12 protein-coding genes are annotated in these 17534 nt (G+C 65.3%); 3 read left to right on the top strand and 9 right to left on the bottom strand.

The window, feature by feature from the left end; genetic code table 11:
• Positions 1–140: 140 nt before the first annotated feature.
• The 6 genes from VGH98_22580 to VGH98_22555 form a co-directional block, all read right to left on the bottom strand.
• Entirely contained in the window at positions 141–2654 is a 2514-nt protein-coding gene (locus VGH98_22580; GenBank protein ID HEY2378785.1) for an ABC transporter permease, read from the bottom strand.
• 147 nt (positions 2655–2801) lie between these two features.
• On the bottom strand, positions 2802–4868 hold the full coding sequence (locus VGH98_22575) for a pyrroloquinoline quinone-dependent dehydrogenase (protein ID HEY2378784.1): 2067 nt from the start codon (positions 4866–4868) through the stop codon (positions 2802–2804).
• Positions 4869–5016: 148 nt separating this feature from the next.
• Positions 5017–5853 carry a class I SAM-dependent methyltransferase gene (locus tag VGH98_22570; protein ID HEY2378783.1) on the bottom strand — a complete coding sequence of 279 codons (837 nt, stop codon included), beginning with the start codon at positions 5851–5853 and terminating at the stop codon, positions 5017–5019.
• Positions 5854–5990: 137 nt separating this feature from the next.
• Positions 5991–6491 carry a cupin domain-containing protein gene (locus VGH98_22565; GenBank protein ID HEY2378782.1) on the bottom strand — a complete coding sequence of 167 codons (501 nt, stop codon included), beginning with the start codon at positions 6489–6491 and terminating at the stop codon, positions 5991–5993.
• A gap of 157 nt (positions 6492–6648) precedes the next feature.
• Positions 6649–9714, bottom strand: coding sequence for a BREX system ATP-binding domain-containing protein (locus VGH98_22560; GenBank protein HEY2378781.1), 3066 nt, complete (start codon positions 9712–9714; stop codon positions 6649–6651).
• Positions 9715–9748: 34 nt separating this feature from the next.
• Complete coding sequence (locus VGH98_22555) at positions 9749–11293, bottom strand: ATP-dependent DNA ligase (protein ID HEY2378780.1); 1545 nt, start codon at positions 11291–11293, stop codon at positions 9749–9751.
• Here VGH98_22555 and VGH98_22550 point away from each other — a divergent pair.
• Complete coding sequence (locus VGH98_22550) at positions 11292–12671, top strand: glycoside hydrolase family 30 beta sandwich domain-containing protein (protein ID HEY2378779.1); 1380 nt, start codon at positions 11292–11294, stop codon at positions 12669–12671. The genes VGH98_22555 and VGH98_22550 overlap by 2 nt on opposite strands.
• Positions 12672–12677: 6 nt before the next feature.
• Positions 12678–13379 (top strand): SGNH/GDSL hydrolase family protein, encoded by a 702-nt coding sequence (locus tag VGH98_22545; GenBank protein ID HEY2378778.1) that lies wholly within the window; start codon positions 12678–12680, stop codon positions 13377–13379.
• 14 nt (positions 13380–13393) lie between these two features.
• Here VGH98_22545 and VGH98_22540 read toward each other — a convergent pair whose 3' ends face one another.
• Together VGH98_22540 and VGH98_22535 are read right to left on the bottom strand one after the other, a co-directional pair.
• Positions 13394–14119 (bottom strand): 6-phosphogluconolactonase, encoded by a 726-nt coding sequence (locus tag VGH98_22540; GenBank protein HEY2378777.1) that lies wholly within the window; start codon positions 14117–14119, stop codon positions 13394–13396.
• A complete protein-coding gene (locus VGH98_22535; protein HEY2378776.1) occupies positions 14098–15189 on the bottom strand; it encodes a Gfo/Idh/MocA family oxidoreductase in 1092 nt (363 codons plus the stop codon). The genes VGH98_22540 and VGH98_22535 overlap by 22 nt, the downstream gene beginning before the upstream one ends.
• 69 nt (positions 15190–15258) lie before the next feature.
• On the opposite strand from VGH98_22535, the gene VGH98_22530 reads away from it, so the two are divergent.
• Positions 15259–16443 carry a heparan-alpha-glucosaminide N-acetyltransferase domain-containing protein gene (locus VGH98_22530; protein HEY2378775.1) on the top strand — a complete coding sequence of 395 codons (1185 nt, stop codon included), beginning with the start codon at positions 15259–15261 and terminating at the stop codon, positions 16441–16443.
• 3 nt (positions 16444–16446) lie between these two features.
• Here VGH98_22530 and mgrA read toward each other — a convergent pair whose 3' ends face one another.
• Complete coding sequence (gene mgrA / locus VGH98_22525; GenBank protein ID HEY2378774.1) at positions 16447–17523, bottom strand: L-glyceraldehyde 3-phosphate reductase; 1077 nt, start codon at positions 17521–17523, stop codon at positions 16447–16449.
• Between the last annotated feature and the right edge of the window lie 11 nt (positions 17524–17534).

Raw genomic sequence — 17534 nt, 5'->3', positions numbered from 1 at the left:
GTCGAGAAGGGCGCGTCGAGAAGGGCGCGTCGAGAAGGGCGCGTCGAGAAGGGCGCGTCGAGAAGGGCGCGTCGAGAAGGGCGCGTCGAGAAGGGCGCGTCGAGAAGTGAGGGTGCTGGGCTATATGCTAGAATCGCATTCTACCCCTCAGCCCTGAGCGCTTCCGCCGGATCGATCTGACTCGCGCGACGCGCGGGGAAGAGCGCGGCGGCCACACCGCAGAGCGCGAGCACCGCGACGGCAATCGCAATCGACGTCGTGTCGCGCGAAGCGACCGTGCCGAGGTACGCTTGCAGGAGACGAGTGGACGCGAAGACGAGCGGTATGCCAACGGCGAGGCCGATGCCGATTGGACGCAGCGCCTCACCGACGATCATGCGGCCGATATCGCTCCCGCGCGCGCCTAACGTGACGCGAATGCCAATCTCGTTCGTGCGCCTCGCCACGGAGTAGCTCATCACGCCGAACAGGCCGATCGCGGCAAGGACGACGGCGAGCGCGCCGATCGCGAGGGTGATCCGCATAACGAGCTGCTCTTCGTGAATCGAGGTGCGAATGAGCGTTGGCAACGGATCGACGCTTTCGATCGGCAGTCGCTGGTCCGCGGCGACGATCGCGCTGCGAATCGGTGCCGCAACGGCAGCCGGATCACCGGACGTTCGGATGAGAAGCCGCAGTTCACTCGGCTGGCCCAGTCGCGTGGTGTCGTCGCCGTGGAGGTACGGGTAGTAGATCCGGCGGGCGTGGTGTCCTTCGGGCGCGTCGAGTGACTGGCCGCGAACGTCCGCAACGACGCCGACGATCTGGAGGACAGTCTGCGGACCAAATCGTACCGTGCGGCCGACGGCACTTTGCCCTGGGAAGTAGAATCGCGCGAAAGAGGCATTCACGAGAATCGACTGCGCATTCTCGACTTCGTCGGCCGTCGTCAGATCGCGGCCCGTGAGAATGCGCGCGCCGATGCCGCGCGCGTATCCGGCTCCGACCCCGTCCGTGCCGGCGAGGGAATCGTCGGGGGAGGACCGAGGGGCGGAGCCGGGAACGTCGATCGATGAGCTCCATTCCGAATCGTCGAACAAGCCATTTTCCGAGAGCGTGACGGCGGCGACTCCAGGGATGGCCGCGATGCGATCGCTCAGTGTGCGGACGACCGTCGCCAGACGCGTCCCCGCATATCCGGGCTTGGCGATGTCGAGCTTGGCGACGAGGAGGTGATCGCGGTCGAAGCCCAGCTCGGTGCCTAACGCGGAGTGGAGCCCGCGCATGAGCGCGAGCGCGCCCGTGAGCAGAACGAGCGACAGCGCGACTTGTGAGGCGATCAGGGAGAAACCGAAGCGTGAGCTGGTTGTCACCGAGCGTCGCGACGATCGCGTGATCGCGGCCAGCTCGATACGAGAGGAACGAAGTGAAGGAATGAGACCGAAGAGCAGCACCGACGCGATGGCGACGGACATGGTGAAGAGAAGGATTCGCGCGTTCGGGTCGACATCGAGCACGAGCGGGTTGGCGTCCGACGCGACGACGACGAGTGCTTTGCTCGTCCACCAGGCGACGATGACCGCGAGGCTCCCGCTGAGCATGGCAAACACCAGCGACTCGGTGAGGAGCTGCCTGACGATCTGCGCGCGATTGGCACCGAGCGCGAGACGCGTCGCCAGCTCGTGACGGCGGGCGACGCCGCGAGCGAGCAGGAGGTTGGCGACGTTGAGGCAGACGATGCACAACAGGGTCGCCACGCCAACCATGAGGATGTCGAGGGGCGCCGCAAACCGGGCGCGAACGCGCGAGAGCCCGCGCGCCGCAGAGCCGATCGGAATCTCCAACGGTCGGCGCTCGAGGTGCCGGAGTTGCTCTGCAGTCGCGTTGTCGAAGATGCTGCGTTTGACGAGCGGTTCGACGCGCCGCCGAACCTGATCGAGGGTCAGGCCCGGCTTCGCGCGCCCGATGAGGAGCAGCCACATTGCCGATCGGTCGTCGAGGATCCGCGAATGCGGCTCGAGACGATCGTGCGCACCGATCGGTAGCCAGAGGTCGGTCGAGGAGCCGACGATCTCGCCGTCGAAGTTGGCTGACGCGACGCCGGTGATCGTGACCGGTGCGTCGTCGATGACGATGGTGCGGCCGATGATCGATGAGTCTTTGTGAAAGCGCGCCGTCCAGTATCCATAGCTGATCGCGGCGCGTGGTGGCGTGTCCGGACTATCGTCGGCTGGCCCGAGCACTCGGCCCAGGGCGGCGGGAACGCCGAGCAGCGAGAAGTAGTTGCCGGAGACAAAGCGGCCACGCGGATGTTCGGGCTCGATGGTCGTGCTGTCGACGCGAACTTGCAGAAGACCTCCGCGACCGGTGGCGAGGAGTCCGCTGAACGCAGTGTTGCCGTCGCGAACGTCGCGATAGAGCGGATACGAGTACATGATCGCGCCGGGCGTGCCGCCGCCGGACCCGTCCACATTCTCCGTGAGGCCGAGCGAGATGAGCGCTTCGGGATGCGCGACGGGAAGCTTCCGGATCAGAACGGCATCGACGAGCGAATAGATGGCGGAGTTGGCGCCGATGCCGATGGCGAGGCCGCCGATGACGAGCGCGGCGAAGCCGGCGTTGCGGCGGATGGTGCGCAGCGCGTACTCGATGTCCTGCCGTAGGTGTTCGATCATGGAGTGCGGCTCAGGGATAAGTCGTGCCGCGCCGTCCTTCGACGAATAACGTTGCCCACGCGAGACTTAGCGGCTCAAGCGTGTTCGCTCCGATCCATGACAGTGTTCGAGAGTGAGACGCGCGTCCCAGATTCGGACGCACGAAGCCTAGTGCGGTAGCGCGAAGGCCACGTACGTCCCACCGCTGGGCGCGCCGTTCTTGCCGCCACCGCAGGCAATGACGATGTACTGACGGCCGTTGACCATGTAGGTGGATGGCGTTGCATTGCCGGCCGCCGGGAGAGGCGCGCTCCACAGCAGCTTGCCGCTGCGCTTATCGAACGCGTGGAACGTGTTATCGTATGTCGTCGCGGCGATGAACAGCAAGCCGTTCTGCGTGACGATCGCGCCTCCGTAGTTGTCGGTGCCGGTGTTCCTGATCCCTTGCGCAGCGAGCTTGGGGTATTCGCCGAAGGGAATGTGCCAGCGAATCTTGCCCGCATTGAGGTCGATTGCGCTCAGTGTGCCCCACGGTGGTGAGATCCCCGGATAGCCCTCGTTGTCGACGAAGATGTCGAAGTAGGCGTTGCGCCAGGGCACTCCAAAAGGATCCGAACCCGCGGCGGCGGAAGCGTCGCGACCGGTGATGAGAAAGTTCACAATATCGTTCAAGGCGCGTCCCTCGAGCGCACTGGCGAACGCGGGCATGCGGCCCGTACCCTCCTTGACGATCTGCACGATCTGATCGCGGGTGCGGCGCTCGGAGACGTCGGCGAGCGACGGCGCCATCGCGCTCCCCTGGCGGTTCTCCCCGTGACAGCCGGCGCAGTTCGCCGCATAGAGCGATCTATCGCTCCGCGGCGCGAGCTTGAGCAGCCAGGCCATCTCGTTCGCGTTCACGTAGAGCAGGCCGGTCGTTGGATCGAATGCCGGGCCGCCCCACTCACCGCCGCCGTCCACGCCAGGAAAGATGATGGTCCCTTTCTCGTTAGGTGGATCGAAGGGATCTTTCGTCCCGAACTCGTCGAAGAGTTTCAGTGCCGCCGCATGCGCTTCGGCCGTTCGCGTCGTGAGGTCTTCACGCGTGATGCGTTGACGCGTAAATGGAGGTGGCAGAGTCGGGAAGTGCTGCGTCGGCGATGCGCGGTCTCCCGTCAGGACGGCCGCGGGCATCGCGCGGTCCTGAACGGGGAAGAGAGGCCGCCCGTTCATGCGATCGAAGACCCAGACATGGCCCGTCTTGGTGATCTGGGCGACGGCGTCGATCCTCTGCCCGTTATGCCTAACGGTGACGAGCACCGGCGCGGCCGGCAGGTCGCGGTCCCAGAGATCGTGATGCAACACCTGATAGTGCCAGATGTGTTTCCCCGTCCGGGCGTCGAGCGCGATCACGCTGTTGGCGTAGAGGTCGTCGCCGACGCGATTACCGCCCCAGAAATCGTATGACGCCGAGCCCGTCGCGACGAACACCATTGCGTGTGGGCCGTCGAGCGTGACGCCGGACCACGCGTTGACGCCGCCTGTGATCTTCCACGCGTCCGGCGGCCACGTCTCGTAGCCCGGCTCGCCGGGATGCGGAATGGTGTGAAAGCTCCAGCGGAGCGCGCCAGTCTTCACATCATACGCCCGGATATCGCCGGGCGCACTCGGCAACGCCTCGGGCACGGTGCTGCCCATGATGAGCAAGTTCTCAAAGACGATACCCGGCGAGCTCGCACTCACCGACAGACCCTGGACCGGCCGGCCGAGCCCCGCACGCAGGTCGACCCAGCCGCTGTCGCCGAAGCTCGTGATCGGACGGCCGCTCTTCCGGTCGAGCGCGTAGAGCCGGTTGCGGTAGTTGAACAGGACGCGATCCGCGGTGACGACGACGCCGCGATGCCGAATGCGGGACGTGGGCGGTGCGCCATTCTGCGGATCGAAGCTCCAGAGCTCCTTCCCGGTCGTGGCGTCAAGGGCGAAGACGCGAAGCTTCGGGCTCGTCCCATACAGCACGCCGCCGACGACGATCGGATTGGTCTGCATCTCCGATCCCGCGAAGGCGTCGTGCGTGTCGTAGGTCCACGCTACCGTGAGCTGCCCAACGTTGGCCGGCGTGATCTGGCCGAGCGTGGTGTAATGCGTGTGGCCGTCGCTGCCGCCGTAGACCGGCCAATCGGCGTTCTGCTGTGCGGAAGAAACGCGGAAGGCAATCGTGAATAGGAGCGCTACGGCGAGAACGAAGGCGTTCGACATATCAGGGATTGTACTCGCAGGCGCTCAAGGAGCCAGGTCGGAAGATTAACTGCTCCTAACACGGCCTCGTCCGCGTTCAAGATCGCAGATACTTGCGCCGCCGGAAGCGAGCGGCGGTCTGGGACACCGAAAACCAGTTCGGCTGCGCTCACCGCACCCCCACCACCTCCAGATATTCCGACTCGACTCGTGTCGTGCCGTCGCTGGCGCGGTTGTGCTCACACCACAGCCGCTCGAGGTCCAGACGGAATGCAGTTCGCTCTTCCTCATCGAGCGCCGCGAACGCGCGTACCGTGGGGCCGTACCAGAGCCGGAACTCGTTCACGACCTGCTCCGGTCCAAAGGGATACTCGAACGTGACCACACGGCGTGTGAGCACGAGCGATGAAAGGTCCGGCGCTAAGCGCGTACGCACGACGTCTTCACTTCCCCAGAGCAGCGGCGACGGGACGCCCGCCGCGGGCGGCAGATACGCAACCGTGGCCTTGAGCATTTCACCCACGAAGCCCGACGGGGTCCAGTTGGCCATGGCGATGCGCCCACCTGGCCGCGTGACGCGGAGCAGCTCCCTCGCGGCTCGCTCCGGCCGCGCGGCGAACATCGCGCCGAACATCGTCACTGTCGTGTCGAAGGAATTCGTCTCGTAAGGCAATTGCTCGGCGTCGCCGACGTCGAAGGCGATAGCGAGCGACTCGTCCGAAGCACGGGCTTTCGCCTGCGCGACGAGATTGGGTGCGATGTCGACGCCGGTGACACGAGCGCCGGCGCGCGCCGCCGGTAGCGCGAGATTGCCCGTACCGCAGGCGACGTCGAGTACTTTCTCATCTCGCGCGAGCTCGAGTCGCGCGATGAACTCGGCGGCGCTCCGGACATATCCCGCGGCGATGCGACCGAAGTCCCCCGCGGTCCACGTCGCGCGGATGCGCTCGGTGACTGGATCGTCCGCGGGGGGCGCGTAGTCGGATTGATAGATCGTTGGAGTCATTGAGAAAACCTTAGAAGATTGCTTTGCGCATGTTTGTCATCCTGAGCGAAGCGAAGGATCTAGCGTCCCTTGTCAGTGGATGGCTTCTAACACGAGCGAGTAGATCCTTCGCTTCGCTCAGGATGACATCAGTCGCGCTATTTCTTGGTTGGATCGTCCGCTGGGTTGACGTAGGTCAGCTGGAAGGGACCAATCGCGTGTACCTGCACGATCGTCTGACCGCGCGCCATGGCGTAGTGCGCGTGATTCGCGGGAATGCTCGCGAACGCGTCGCGACCAAAGGCCTTCATGCTCGACTCGACGAACTGCTCACCCATACCGGCGAGGAAGGTGCCCTTCAAAACGGTCACGTTCTCGATCGTCGGGTGCGTGTGCGGAGGAATCTTGTAGCCGTTCGGGAAGCGGAGCCGAACGGTGAACTCGTCGGACTTGCTCGGATCACCCTGAAGAACGGCGATCTCTGCGCCCTTCGGAAAGATCGGCGGTGCGGGACCCCACTGGATGTCATCGTTCGGTTCGGACGTAGCGAGCAGGGCGAGAAGAGGAGTGCTTGGCGTGCTGCTCGTCGTTGCTTCCTTCGAGCACGCGGTCAGGGCGGCGGCGGCCAATGCCGCACCGAGTATGACGTGACTTCGCATAGGAGTGTCTCCTGTTTGTGGTCAGCGTGTGAGCACCGAATTTAAATCGGAGCTCGAACGTGGCCGTAGATTACGGATGACGGAGACCACTCACATCGTGGAAACCACGCGGGTTTTCAGTTCCGGTACGGAGTAATTCGCCCCGGATTACGGAGCGTCAGCGCTTGGACCGCGGAGCCGAGGCTACGCTGACGCCCTTGTCGATCGCCCAGGCGGCGAGTTGCGTGCGGGACGTCAGGTCGAGCTTCGCGAGGGCGCTCGTGACGTAGCTCTCCACCGTTCGCTCGCCGATACCAAGCTCGCGCGCGATGATGCGATTCGCTTTGCCCTGCGCGACGAGCTCGGCGACGTCGCGCTCACGCTTCGTGAGGCCGCCTAACGCATCCTTGGCCGAACGCTCGGGCGACGGTTGCGGCCCGGACGGAATGAGGGATTCGACGCGATCGCGAAACGACGTGCGCAGCTCTTCAACGGGAATCCTGGCCGCGAGATCGTCGACAATCGCGCGGGCGGCGTCGAACGCCTTGCGCGCCTCGAGGCGTTGGCGCTGCACGCGATGGAGATTGCCGGCGGCGTTCTCGATGCGCCACAGAATCGGACGCGCGCCCTGAGCCGTCGCAGCGCGGCGAGCCTCGTCGAGCGCTGCTTTCGCGTCATCGTATCGGCCAAGCAGCGTGAGTGCCTCGCCCCTAACGAGAGACAGACGTGGCACGCCGAGCTGGCTGGTCGGGTTCGCCGTTCGTTCGGAGTCGAGCCGTGCGTCGACGATCGCGAGCGCGCGCTCTGGCTCTTCAGCCACGAGGGCGAGCTCGGCGCGGGCGAGCCAGAGCTGGCGCTCGCCAAGTGTGAGAGTCGGACTCTCGGGTCCCGTCGGCACGTCGCTGTCGCCACCCGCCACTCGTGAGGCACTTTCGAGCAATTCGAGCGCTCGCGTCGTATCGCCGGCGCGGCCGCGAGCGATGGCGAGGGGCGCCGCGGTCCAGCGGATCCAGACGTGCGAACCGAGGCGCCGCGCGATGGTGTGTGCCGCCTCGAGCTGCTCGCATGCGCCGGCAGGGTCGAGCAGGTCGAGCGAGATCGCGCCCAGCAACCGCAAGGAACCGGCGGTCCACTCGAGATGCTCGATCTCTCGCGCTAAGGCGAGTGCCTCACGGGCGAGCGGTATCGCGCGAGCGTAATCGCCCCGCCACATCAGGCAGTCGGCCGTGACGAAGCGGACGAACGCTTCGCCTGCTCGCCAGCCGATGTCGCGGGCGAGACGCACCGAGCGCAGGTTACGCAGCTCTTCGTCGACGCTGGCGCTCGTGAGCGGCGTCGTGGACGACGAGTGATACGACGGACCGCATAACGAGAGCAAGGCGAGCGCATTGGCGAGGCCGCGCCGGTCGCCGCGCGCACTGAACAGGGCGACGGTGCGCGCATAGTGCCCGGCCGCTTCCGGCTCCGCGCCAGCGATGTGGTGGGCCATCGCGACGAGATCGACGGTCTCGGCGACGCCGGCGTCGTCGGCGAGGCGCTCGACGATGGCCAGTGCTTCCTGGTGATACGGAAGTCCGGCGTGTGGCTCTTCGTGGTTGACGTACCAGTTGCCGACGCGATTGAGACTGCGTGCCACGAGCGACTCGTCGCCCGTCGTACGCGCGGCCTGGAGCGCTTCGCGACGGTAACTGCCGGCGCGGGTATAATCACGCGCTGCCCAGAGCATGCCTAACGCGTGGAGCGCCTTCCACTCGGTGCGCGCATCGCCGCCGTCGCGCGCGCGAGCGAGCGCGACGGCAAAGTCGTCGTTCGCGCGCTGGAACTCGCCAAGCGTCTCGTTCGCGCGTCCACGATCGAGATAGAGCCCGACCTCGGGTCGATTCCCGGAGCGCTCGAGCGCCGCGAAGGCGCGGTCGAGGTGAGCGGCTGCCTCGCGCGGCGCGGAGAGGGCGAGCGCGTGGTGCGCGGCTTTGACTGCGTAATCGGCGGCGCGCTGCCAATCGCCCGACTCCCACGCGTGATACGCGAGCGCTTCGACGACGGCGTCGATCGAATCGGCGTGCTGACGCTCGAGCGCCGCCGCAACCTCGCGGTGCAGGGTCACGCGCTCCCGCGCGAGGAGCTCGGCGTAGATCGCCTCTCGCGTGAGCGCGTGACGGAAGGCGAATCGCTCGGCGGATTCTTCGACGACGAGCTGCGCCGCGATGAGCTCTTTGACGAGCGCGAGGAGCTCGGCCTCGTTATGCCGCGTGAGCATCTGAAGCAGATCGAAATCGAAGCGACGGCCGGCGATCGCCGCCATCGACGCGACAGCGCGCGCGGGAACGGTGAGTGTGGCGAGCCGACGCCGCACTGCCTCGACGGCGGTGCGTGGCACGCGCACTCGCTCGAGCGGCCGTGCCCGCCAACTGCCACCGCCGCTCGGCGCGAGATCGCCGGCGAGAATCAGCGACTTGAGCGTTTCCTCAACGAAGAAGGGATTGCCCTCGGTGAGACCGTGCAGGACGTGCACGAAGTCGGTGCCGAGGTTCTGTCCGGGACCGAAGATCGCCTGCAGCATCGCGTCGACGTCGACGCGGCCGAGGCGGTCGAGCGGAAGGTCGGTGACGACGCGCGCCCGCTCGAGATCGGCGACGAGCCGCGCGAGACGCGGGCCCGCCTCTTCGCCACGATAGGTGAGCACGATGACGACCGGCTGCGTTGCATGACTGCGCGCGAGGTGGAAGATCAGCTCGAGCGTCGCATCGTCGCTCCAGTGGACGTCCTCGAAGGAAAGGAACACGGGCTGCTTACGCGCGAGCTGTGTCACCGCCTGGGCGAGAACGTGAAAGAGGCGTCGTCGGTCCGACTCGGGATCGACGCTTCGACTGGGCGTCGCGTCGGGCAGGAGCGGTTTGAGCTCGGGGAACATCGAGACCAGGTCACCCGCCGCCGGCTCGAGGACGTGCCCAACGACGGCAGCAGGGGCGGAGCTCGCGAAGAGCCGAACGAGGTCGAGGAGCGGTGCGTACGGGATGGAGCGCTCGGCCTCGAAGCAGGCCGCCTGTAATACGAAGAAGCCCGCGGCGCGGGCTTCTTCGGTCATTGCGCGCAGTAGCCGCGACTTGCCGACACCAGCCTCGCCGACGATCAGCGCGACGCGGCCATTCCCCTCGCGCGCATGGGCGAGCACGCGCCGCAACGACTCGAGCTGCTCGTCGCGACCGATCAGGGTGGGGCAGACGACGTCGTGCTGGAGGTGCATGGACCAGAGATGCTGTGTGTCGCGCCGTCGAGAGTCAATGGCCGGCGACTGTCTCGGGCGCAAACGCCCGGACCGCATCGATCGTATCCGCTTCGCTGGCGCGTTTGTCCGGGCGGTATCCCTTGATGCGGGCGAAGCGGAGCGTGACGCCGCCCGGGTACTGCGAGCTGCGCTGCACCTCGTTGAACGCGACCTCCACGACCAGCTCCGGCCTAACGAAGACGACGTGCCCCTCGCGACGCGTCTCGCGCGCCTGGAGCTCGGCCGTCTGCCATTCGAGAATCTCGTCTGTCATCCCCTTGAACGTCTTGCCGAGCATAACGAAGTCACCCGTAGCCGGATCGCGCGCGCCGAGGTGCAGATTGCTCAGCCAGCCCTTGCGCCGGCCGGAGCCCCACTCCGCAGCGAGGACGACGAGATCGAGCGTGCGCGCGGTCTTGATCTTCACCCACGCCGAACCGCGCCGGCCAGCGGCATAGGGCGCGTTAGGTGCTTTGGCCATTACTCCTTCATGGCCGCGCTCGAGGGCGTCGCTCCGGAAGCGCTCGGCCTCGGCAAGATCGGCGGTCGTTAGCCGAGGCACGCGCCAGGCTGCTGGAATGACGTCGTCGAGCCGGCTCAATCGCTCGACGAGGGGATGGTCGAGCAGGTCGTCGCCATCGTGACGCAGCACGTCGAAGAAGAACGGAGTGAGTGGCAAGATCGCGCGCAGCGCCTCGACGTCGAGCCGCTTACCGAAGCGTCGCATCGTGTCTTGAAACGGGAGCGGGCGCCCGTCAGCGGTGAGTGCGATGACCTCTCCGTCGAGCACGAGGTCCCGGGCGCCCACAGCACGCACGGCTTCGACGACCTCGGGGACAGCGGCCGTGACGTCGTTCAGGCTGCGCGTGTAGACGACGACACGATCGCCTTCGCGATGCACCTGGACCCGTGCGCCGTCGAGCTTCCACTCGAACACCGCCGTGCCGAGCTCCGCGAGCGCCTCCGCTACGTTAGGTGCCGAATCGGCGAGCATCGGCTGGACGGGGCGGAACAGCTGCAGCGCGTAGCGCGCCAGCCCGGCTTCGCCCTCCGCCAGCACCGCCTCGGCGACGGTTCCGAGGTCGCCGGCGAGCATTGCGGCGCGTCGCACGCGATCGGCTGGGAGCTGCGACGCGCGAGCCACGGCTTCGGTGAGCACACCGTCGAGCGCGCCCTGCCGGACCTCGCCGATCGCCAGTGCGCCGACGAAGGATTGCTCGTCGGCGGTGCTAAGGGCGAGCAACTCCGAGAGAAGGCGCTTTCGCTCGGTGGCGGAGCGCTTGCCCCGGACCGATTGGAGCTCGCTCAAGGCGCGATCGACGTCCGCGAGCTCGAGCGTCGGCGCCTCGGCGGCGACGGCGGGGCGTGCCTCGGCGACGCTCGCCCAGCCGACCCCGAGCTTGCCCTGACGCGGCCAGCCGGTGAGGAACCCGACGGCGATCGGCACCTCGTTAGGCGCGAGCCGCTTGAGAAGGGCGGCAATGAGCGCGATCTTCTCCAGCCGTCCGCTCGTTTCGGCAACGAGCTTCGAGGTGAGAACCAGGTCGTTGAACAGCATGCCAGTGCGAAATATCGCTCGACTGTTGCTGCTGGCGCACGTGTCCCTCGCGGGATGCGACGCCTTCGCCCCGCGTGTGCAGGTCTATCTGACCACGGGCGACCGCGCGCACTTACTCGAGCGGCAGCCCGATCTACGATTCGGCAAGGCCGAAGACACGAAGCTGCCGACAATCGAGGTCGACGAGAGCAAGAGGTATCAGCAGATCCTCGGTTTCGGGGCCGCGCTCACCGACGCCTCGGCCTGGCTTCTCCAGCATCGCTTATCGGATACTCGTCGCGATTCGCTGTTGCAGGAGTTGTTCAGCCCGGAGAAGGGGATCGGGTTGGGCTTTCTACGGATCGACATGGGCGCGAGCGACTTCGCGTTGCGACAATACAGCTACGACGACACGCCGCCGGTTACGAACTTTTCGATCGATGCAGATCGCGCCGAGACGCTGCCGATCCTGAAGCGGATGCGCGCGATCAATCCGGAGCTCGAGATAATGGCGTCGCCGTGGAGCGCGCCCGGCTGGATGAAGACGACGGGCAGCATGATCAAGGGGACGCTCCGCCCCGACGCGTATGAATCGTACGCGGAGTACTTTCGCCGATTCATCGCCGCGTACGAGGCCGCGGGTGTGCCGATTTACGCGATCACGCTCCAGAACGAGCCGCATTTCGAGCCAGACAATTATCCGGGAATGCGACTCGATCCGCCTCAGCGCGCGCAACTCGTTAGGCTGCTCGGACCGACGATCCACACGAAGATTCTCGAGTGGGATCACAACTGGGATCTCCCGCAGTCGCCGCTGGCGGTGCTCGCGGATTCAGGTGCGAGGCGTTATGTGTCGGGCGTCGCGTGGCACTGTTACGCTGGCGACGTATCGGCCCAGAGCGTCGTGCACGACGCGTATCCGGACAAAGACGCATACATAACCGAGTGCTCGGGAGGCGACTGGGCGCCGAAGTTCGCCGACAACCTCGTCTGGATGGTGCGCACGCTCATCATTGGTGGCACGCGCAATTGGGCGCGCGGCGTTCTGCTCTGGAATCTCGCGCTCGACGAACGGCACGGACCGCACACCGGCGGCTGCGCAAATTGCCGCGGTGTGGTGACGATCAAGGACGATGGGACGGTGCAGCGCAACGAGGAGTACTATGCGCTCGCGCACGCGAGCCGGTTTGTCGCGCCGGCGGCGCGCCGGATTGCGTCGAGCTCGGGCGTCGACGGGCTCGAGACAGTCGCCTTCGCGCGTGCATCGGGAGAGACCGTGCGCGTCACGCTCATCGTTGTGAATACGACCTCGACGCCAAAGGAATTCGTGGTGCACAGCCAGCGACGCTCGTTCCGGCCTGTGATCCCGGGGAGCGCCGTCATGACCTTTCAATGGTGACTAAAAATGAGAGTTCTTTACCTCGTGGCACTACTCATTCCCATGACGCTCGAAGCACAGACGCCGACGACCGATTGGCCCAATCTTGCCAAGTATCGTGACTCGAACGCCGTACTTCCCGCGGCCGAGAATCGGGTGGTGTTCATGGGCAACTCCATCACGGAAGGCTGGACGAAGTATTTCCCGACGCAGTTCGCCGGAAAGCCGTACGTGAATCGCGGCATCAGTGGCCAGACGACGCCTCAAATGTTGATCCGCTTTCATCAGGATGTGATTGCGCTCAAGCCAAAGGTGGTCGTCATTCTTGCCGGCACAAACGACATCGCCGGCAACACGGGGTCGAGCACCCTCGAGATGATCGAGGACAATCTCGCGGGCATGACGGACCTGGCGCGCATGCATGGCATTCGCGTCGTGCTCTGCTCGGTGCTACCGGTGTACGACTACCCGTGGCGACCGGGCCTCGAGCCGGCACCGAAGATCGTCGCGCTGAATGCGTGGATGAAGCGGTACGCGGATTCGACGGGGAGCACGTACGTCGATTATCACGGAGCGATGCGTGACGAGCGCAACGGGATGCGCGCCGAGCTGGCGGCCGATGGCGTGCACCCTGACGAGGCAGGCTACAGGATCATGGCGCCGCTCGTCGAGCAGGGGATCGCTGCAGCACTTCGCTCAACGACAGGCGAGTCGCGTCACCAAGAGTAATCGCGTCGATTTGCCTAGGCTCGCGAAGGGATCGCGCTTGTGGCCTCCACGTCCGCGACGATCTCACGAATCGGAACCTCGTGAATCACCGTCGCCGGCCACGCCGGGTCATACTGCGCTGCGGCGCGAATGCGCTGCAACGTTTGGCGCTTCGACTCACCCCACACGACCATTACTGCCTCGCGGGCCGCGGCGATCGTCTCAATCCCCACGGTCACCCCCTGGCGCGGCACGTTTTCCAGAGCGCCAAATGACGGAGAGGTCTTTAGGTTGTCGCGACGTGTTGCCTCGGAGAGCGGGACGACACGCGTCCTGCTGTCGCGTGGTGCGCCGGGTTGGTTGAAGGCGACGTGACCGTCGGTCGCGCCCGAGGCGAGTAGGAAAAAATCGATGCCGCCAGCGTCGGCGATGCGCGCGTCGTACGCCGCCGGATCACGTGGATCCGGAAACCAGACCGCGGCGGCCCACGGCATGTGCTCGCGCACGAATGCGTGGCACATCTCCGTGCCGACGTACTCGTCCATCATCACGAAAACGACGTGTCGCAAATCCGACCGACGCTGCGCGAGCTCGTCGTAGAACGGTCGCGGCGTCCGACCCGTCGGGCAGCCGAGTAGGAATCGCTCCCCCAACCGGCGCGCGTGCTCGATGCGATAGAGCAAAACCTCGGCGAGATAATCGCCGATCGCCGCCGGCGTCGGTAGAATCCGGATCGGCGTCAGGCGCGCGGATTCTTCCACAGATCGATTGGCCGTGCGACGCCTTTCGGTCGGAAAGGCAGGTTCACCTTGCGGCCTTGTCCCGCCGAAGCGTACGCCGCGTAAAGAACTTCCTGAACAACGCGTCCCGTTTCGCCGTCGGAGATCGGCGTCTCCTTGCCGCGGACGCAGCGTGCGAAGTGCCGCATCTCCTGCGGAAATCCGTAATTCCAGTGCTCCTCGAAGACGGGATACGTCCAACCGCGTGTCGTCGCCGCCTTCTCGACGGCGTAGCCGAAGCCGACCTCGGAATAAGTTGGAAGCGCGTTGCCCATCAGCATATCGGCGTAGGTCTGACCCTTGTCGCCGAAGACCTCAATCGAGTCGTCCATGCCGCCCGGCCGATTCCAGCTGTTCTCGACGACGCCCAGGGCGTCCCCTTCGAACTCGATGATCGTGATCGCTTCGTCGTCGGCCTCTGTCCGGCCGGCGTGCACTTGCGTCGACAGGTGCGAGTAGACGCTCTTCACGTTAGGCTTGCCAAGGAACCACCAGCAGAAAGCGATGCCATGGCAGCCGAGATCCATGAGGGCGCCGCCCCCGGAGAGCTTGACGTCCCAGAACCAGTCCGCGTGCGGGCCGGAATGCTTCTCGCCCTGCTTCACGAGGTGGACGCGACCGAAGGCGCCCTCATCGGCCATCTGCTTCGCCTTCACATACTTTGGCGCGAAGAAAAGTTCCTCGGCATAGAGAAGCAGGACACCGGCCTTCTTGCAGGCGTCGATCATCTCGTCCGCTTCCTCGAGCGTGACGCACAACGGCTTCTCACAGATCACGTGCTTACCGGCCCGAGCGGCGTCGATCGTTATGCGAGCGTGAACGTAGTTCGGCGCGGAGATGTGGATCATCTCGACGCGCGGATCGCGGAGTAGCTCGCGGTAGTCCGCGTAGGATGCGGGAATCCCGTAACGACGTGCGAACGCCTCGGCGTTCCCCTTGGTCGGCGATGCGACTGCGACGACCTCGGCTTCTTCCGGCATCGCCTTGACGGCCGCCGCGATGCATTCGGCCTGAAAGCGCGAGCCGACGATCCCGATCCCTACTTTTGCCATTGTCAGAGTCAGGTGAAAACTGTTCTGGAGCTAGTGCGTCGCCACCGGAGAGCCTTCAACGTATACAGGATGACCTCAGTTTCCAGCGAGCGGTCGACGCTCGCCACGTCTTACACGGCACCGGCGGCACGCGCGCGTATCACGTCCGTCGACGTGATTCGTGGCGCCGTCATGGTGCTCATGGCGCTGGATCACGTTCGGGATTACGTCACGAATCAGCGCGTCCGGCCGGAGGATCTCAGTCGCGGCACGTCGGCTCTTTTCGCAACGCGGTGGGTGACGCATTTCTGCGCTCCCGCCTTCTCTCTGCTCGCCGGCGTTGGTATCGGCCTCTGGATGCAGCGCGGACGGAGTGCGATGGAGGCCACCCGCTTTCTCGTCACGCGCGGGCTCTGGCTCGTCGTGCTCGATCTGACCGTGAGCGCGATCGGATGGCAGTTCGGCTTCCGGCTGATTCCGGCGTTCGCGCTCGTGATCTGGGCACTCGGCTGGTCGATCGTGCTCATGGCGACGCTCGTTCATCTCCCGCGACGACTCGTGGCCCTCCTGTCGATCGTGATGATCGCCGGGCACAACCTGCTGGACGGCGTGGAGCCATCACCATTCTGGCGCATCCTCCACGTCCCAGGTTTCGTAATCCCGGGGAAGCTCTTCGTCGCGTACCCGCTCGTGCCGTGGGTCGCAGTAATGGCGCTCGGCTACGTGTTCGCCGACATCTACGGCTGGGAGGCAAACCGGCGCAAGCGATTCCTGATTCGTACGGGGCTTCTCACCACTGCCGCCTTCATTGTCGTTCGCTACCTGAACGGCTATGGCGATCCATTCCAGTGGTCTGTCCAGCGGTCTCCCGCGCTCACGGTCGCGTCGTTCCTGAACGTTATGAAGTATCCGCCGTCGCTCGATTTCCTGCTGATGACGCTAGGCCCCATCCTCGTCGCGCTGGCGCTGGTCGAAGGGTGGAACGGGCGAATCGCGCGCTGGCTCACCGTCTATGGAAGAGTGCCCCTCTTCTATTACATCGTGCATATCTACGTGGCGCACGCGGTCGCGATGGTGCTCGCCTTCGCACAGGGCGGGGAGCTGCGGCGGATTCCAGTCGTCACGGACCCAGGATCGATCCCATCGTGGTACGGCGTCTCGCTCCCGGGCGTCTATCTCGCGTGGGCGATTGTGGTCGCTCTGATGTACATCCCCTGTCGTTGGTACGCCGGTCTGAAAGCCCGGCGGAACGATTGGTGGCTCAAGTACACCTAGTTCTCAGCGCTGAGCAAGCTCTACGTGTGCGACGGGCGCTGGCGTCGCGCTGCGCACGCTCTGGCTCCAGATGTCGATTCCGCCGTCGGTTGCCAGCTCATCGATCGCCTTCAGCTCGTCGTCGCTGAAATCGAGGTGCTGTAAGGCGCCGAGGCTGTCCTCGAGCTGTTCGACGGTGCGCGCTCCGACGAGCGCGGACGTGACGCGATTGTCGCGCAGTACCCACGCAATGGCCATCTGCGCGAGCGTCTGCCCCCGACGGCGTGCGATCTCGTTCAGGCCGCGAATGCGCTCGATGTTCTTCTCCGAGAGAAACTTTCGCGACAGCGAATTGCTTCGCGTAACGCGCGATCCTTCTGGAACTCCCTTTAGATACTTGTCGCTGAGCATGCCCTGAGCGAGTGGCGAGAAGGCGATGCAGCCGATGCCAAGGTCGCCTAACGTGTCGAGCAGGCCATTCTCGACCCAGCGATTCAACATCGAGTAAGAAGGCTGGTGGATCAGGCAACGCGTCCCGAGCTGGTCGAGAATCGCCGCGGCGCGCCGCGTTGCCTCTGGCGAGTACGACGAGATGCCGGCATAGAGCGCCTTTCCCTGGCGCACGGCCTGGTCCAGCGCCGACATCGTTTCTTCGAGCGGCGTATCGGGGTCGAGGCGGTGTGAATAGAAGATGTCGACGTAGTCGAGCCCCATGCGTTCGAGGCTCTGGTCGAGACTGGCGAGAAGATACTTCCGCGAGCCCCACTCGCCGTACGGCCCGGGCCACATGAGGTACCCGGCTTTGGTGGAGATGATCAGCTCATCGCGATATGGCTTGAGATCTTTTGCGAGGATGACGCCGAAGTTTTCCTCGGCGGAGCCAGGCGGCGGGCCGTAGTTGTTGGCGAGATCGAAATGGGTGACGCCGAGGTCGAAGGCGCGCCTAACGATTGCGCGTCCGGTCTCGAGGACGTCGACGCCGCCGAAGTTCTGCCAGAGCCCGAGCGAGATCGCAGGCAGACGGAGACCGCTGCGACCGGTGCGACGGTAGAGCTTTTGCTCGTAACGATCGTCGGAAGCGATGAAGGGATTACTCGACATTGTGGTTCTAA

The organism is Gemmatimonadaceae bacterium (assembly GCA_036496605.1).
Taxonomy (GTDB): Bacteria; Gemmatimonadota; Gemmatimonadetes; order Gemmatimonadales; family Gemmatimonadaceae; genus AG2.
The sequence above is the reverse complement of the archived record's forward strand: the minus strand, read 5'-3'. Positions and strand labels throughout refer to the sequence as shown.

Coding starts and splice junctions, on each gene's coding strand:
- VGH98_22580 (HEY2378785.1), bottom strand. CDS start 2,654: ATGATCGAACACCTACGGCAGGACATCGAGTACGCGCTGCGCACCATC.
- VGH98_22575 (HEY2378784.1), bottom strand. CDS start 4,868: ATGTCGAACGCCTTCGTTCTCGCCGTAGCGCTCCTATTCACGATTGCC.
- VGH98_22570 (HEY2378783.1), bottom strand. CDS start 5,853: ATGACTCCAACGATCTATCAATCCGACTACGCGCCCCCCGCGGACGAT.
- VGH98_22565 (HEY2378782.1), bottom strand. CDS start 6,491: ATGCGAAGTCACGTCATACTCGGTGCGGCATTGGCCGCCGCCGCCCTG.
- VGH98_22560 (HEY2378781.1), bottom strand. CDS start 9,714: ATGCACCTCCAGCACGACGTCGTCTGCCCCACCCTGATCGGTCGCGAC.
- VGH98_22550 (HEY2378779.1), top strand. CDS start 11,292: ATGCCAGTGCGAAATATCGCTCGACTGTTGCTGCTGGCGCACGTGTCC.
- VGH98_22555 (HEY2378780.1), bottom strand. CDS start 11,293: ATGCTGTTCAACGACCTGGTTCTCACCTCGAAGCTCGTTGCCGAAACG.
- VGH98_22545 (HEY2378778.1), top strand. CDS start 12,678: ATGAGAGTTCTTTACCTCGTGGCACTACTCATTCCCATGACGCTCGAA.
- VGH98_22535 (HEY2378776.1), bottom strand. CDS start 15,189: ATGGCAAAAGTAGGGATCGGGATCGTCGGCTCGCGCTTTCAGGCCGAA.
- VGH98_22530 (HEY2378775.1), top strand. CDS start 15,259: ATGACCTCAGTTTCCAGCGAGCGGTCGACGCTCGCCACGTCTTACACG.
- mgrA (HEY2378774.1), bottom strand. CDS start 17,523: ATGTCGAGTAATCCCTTCATCGCTTCCGACGATCGTTACGAGCAAAAG.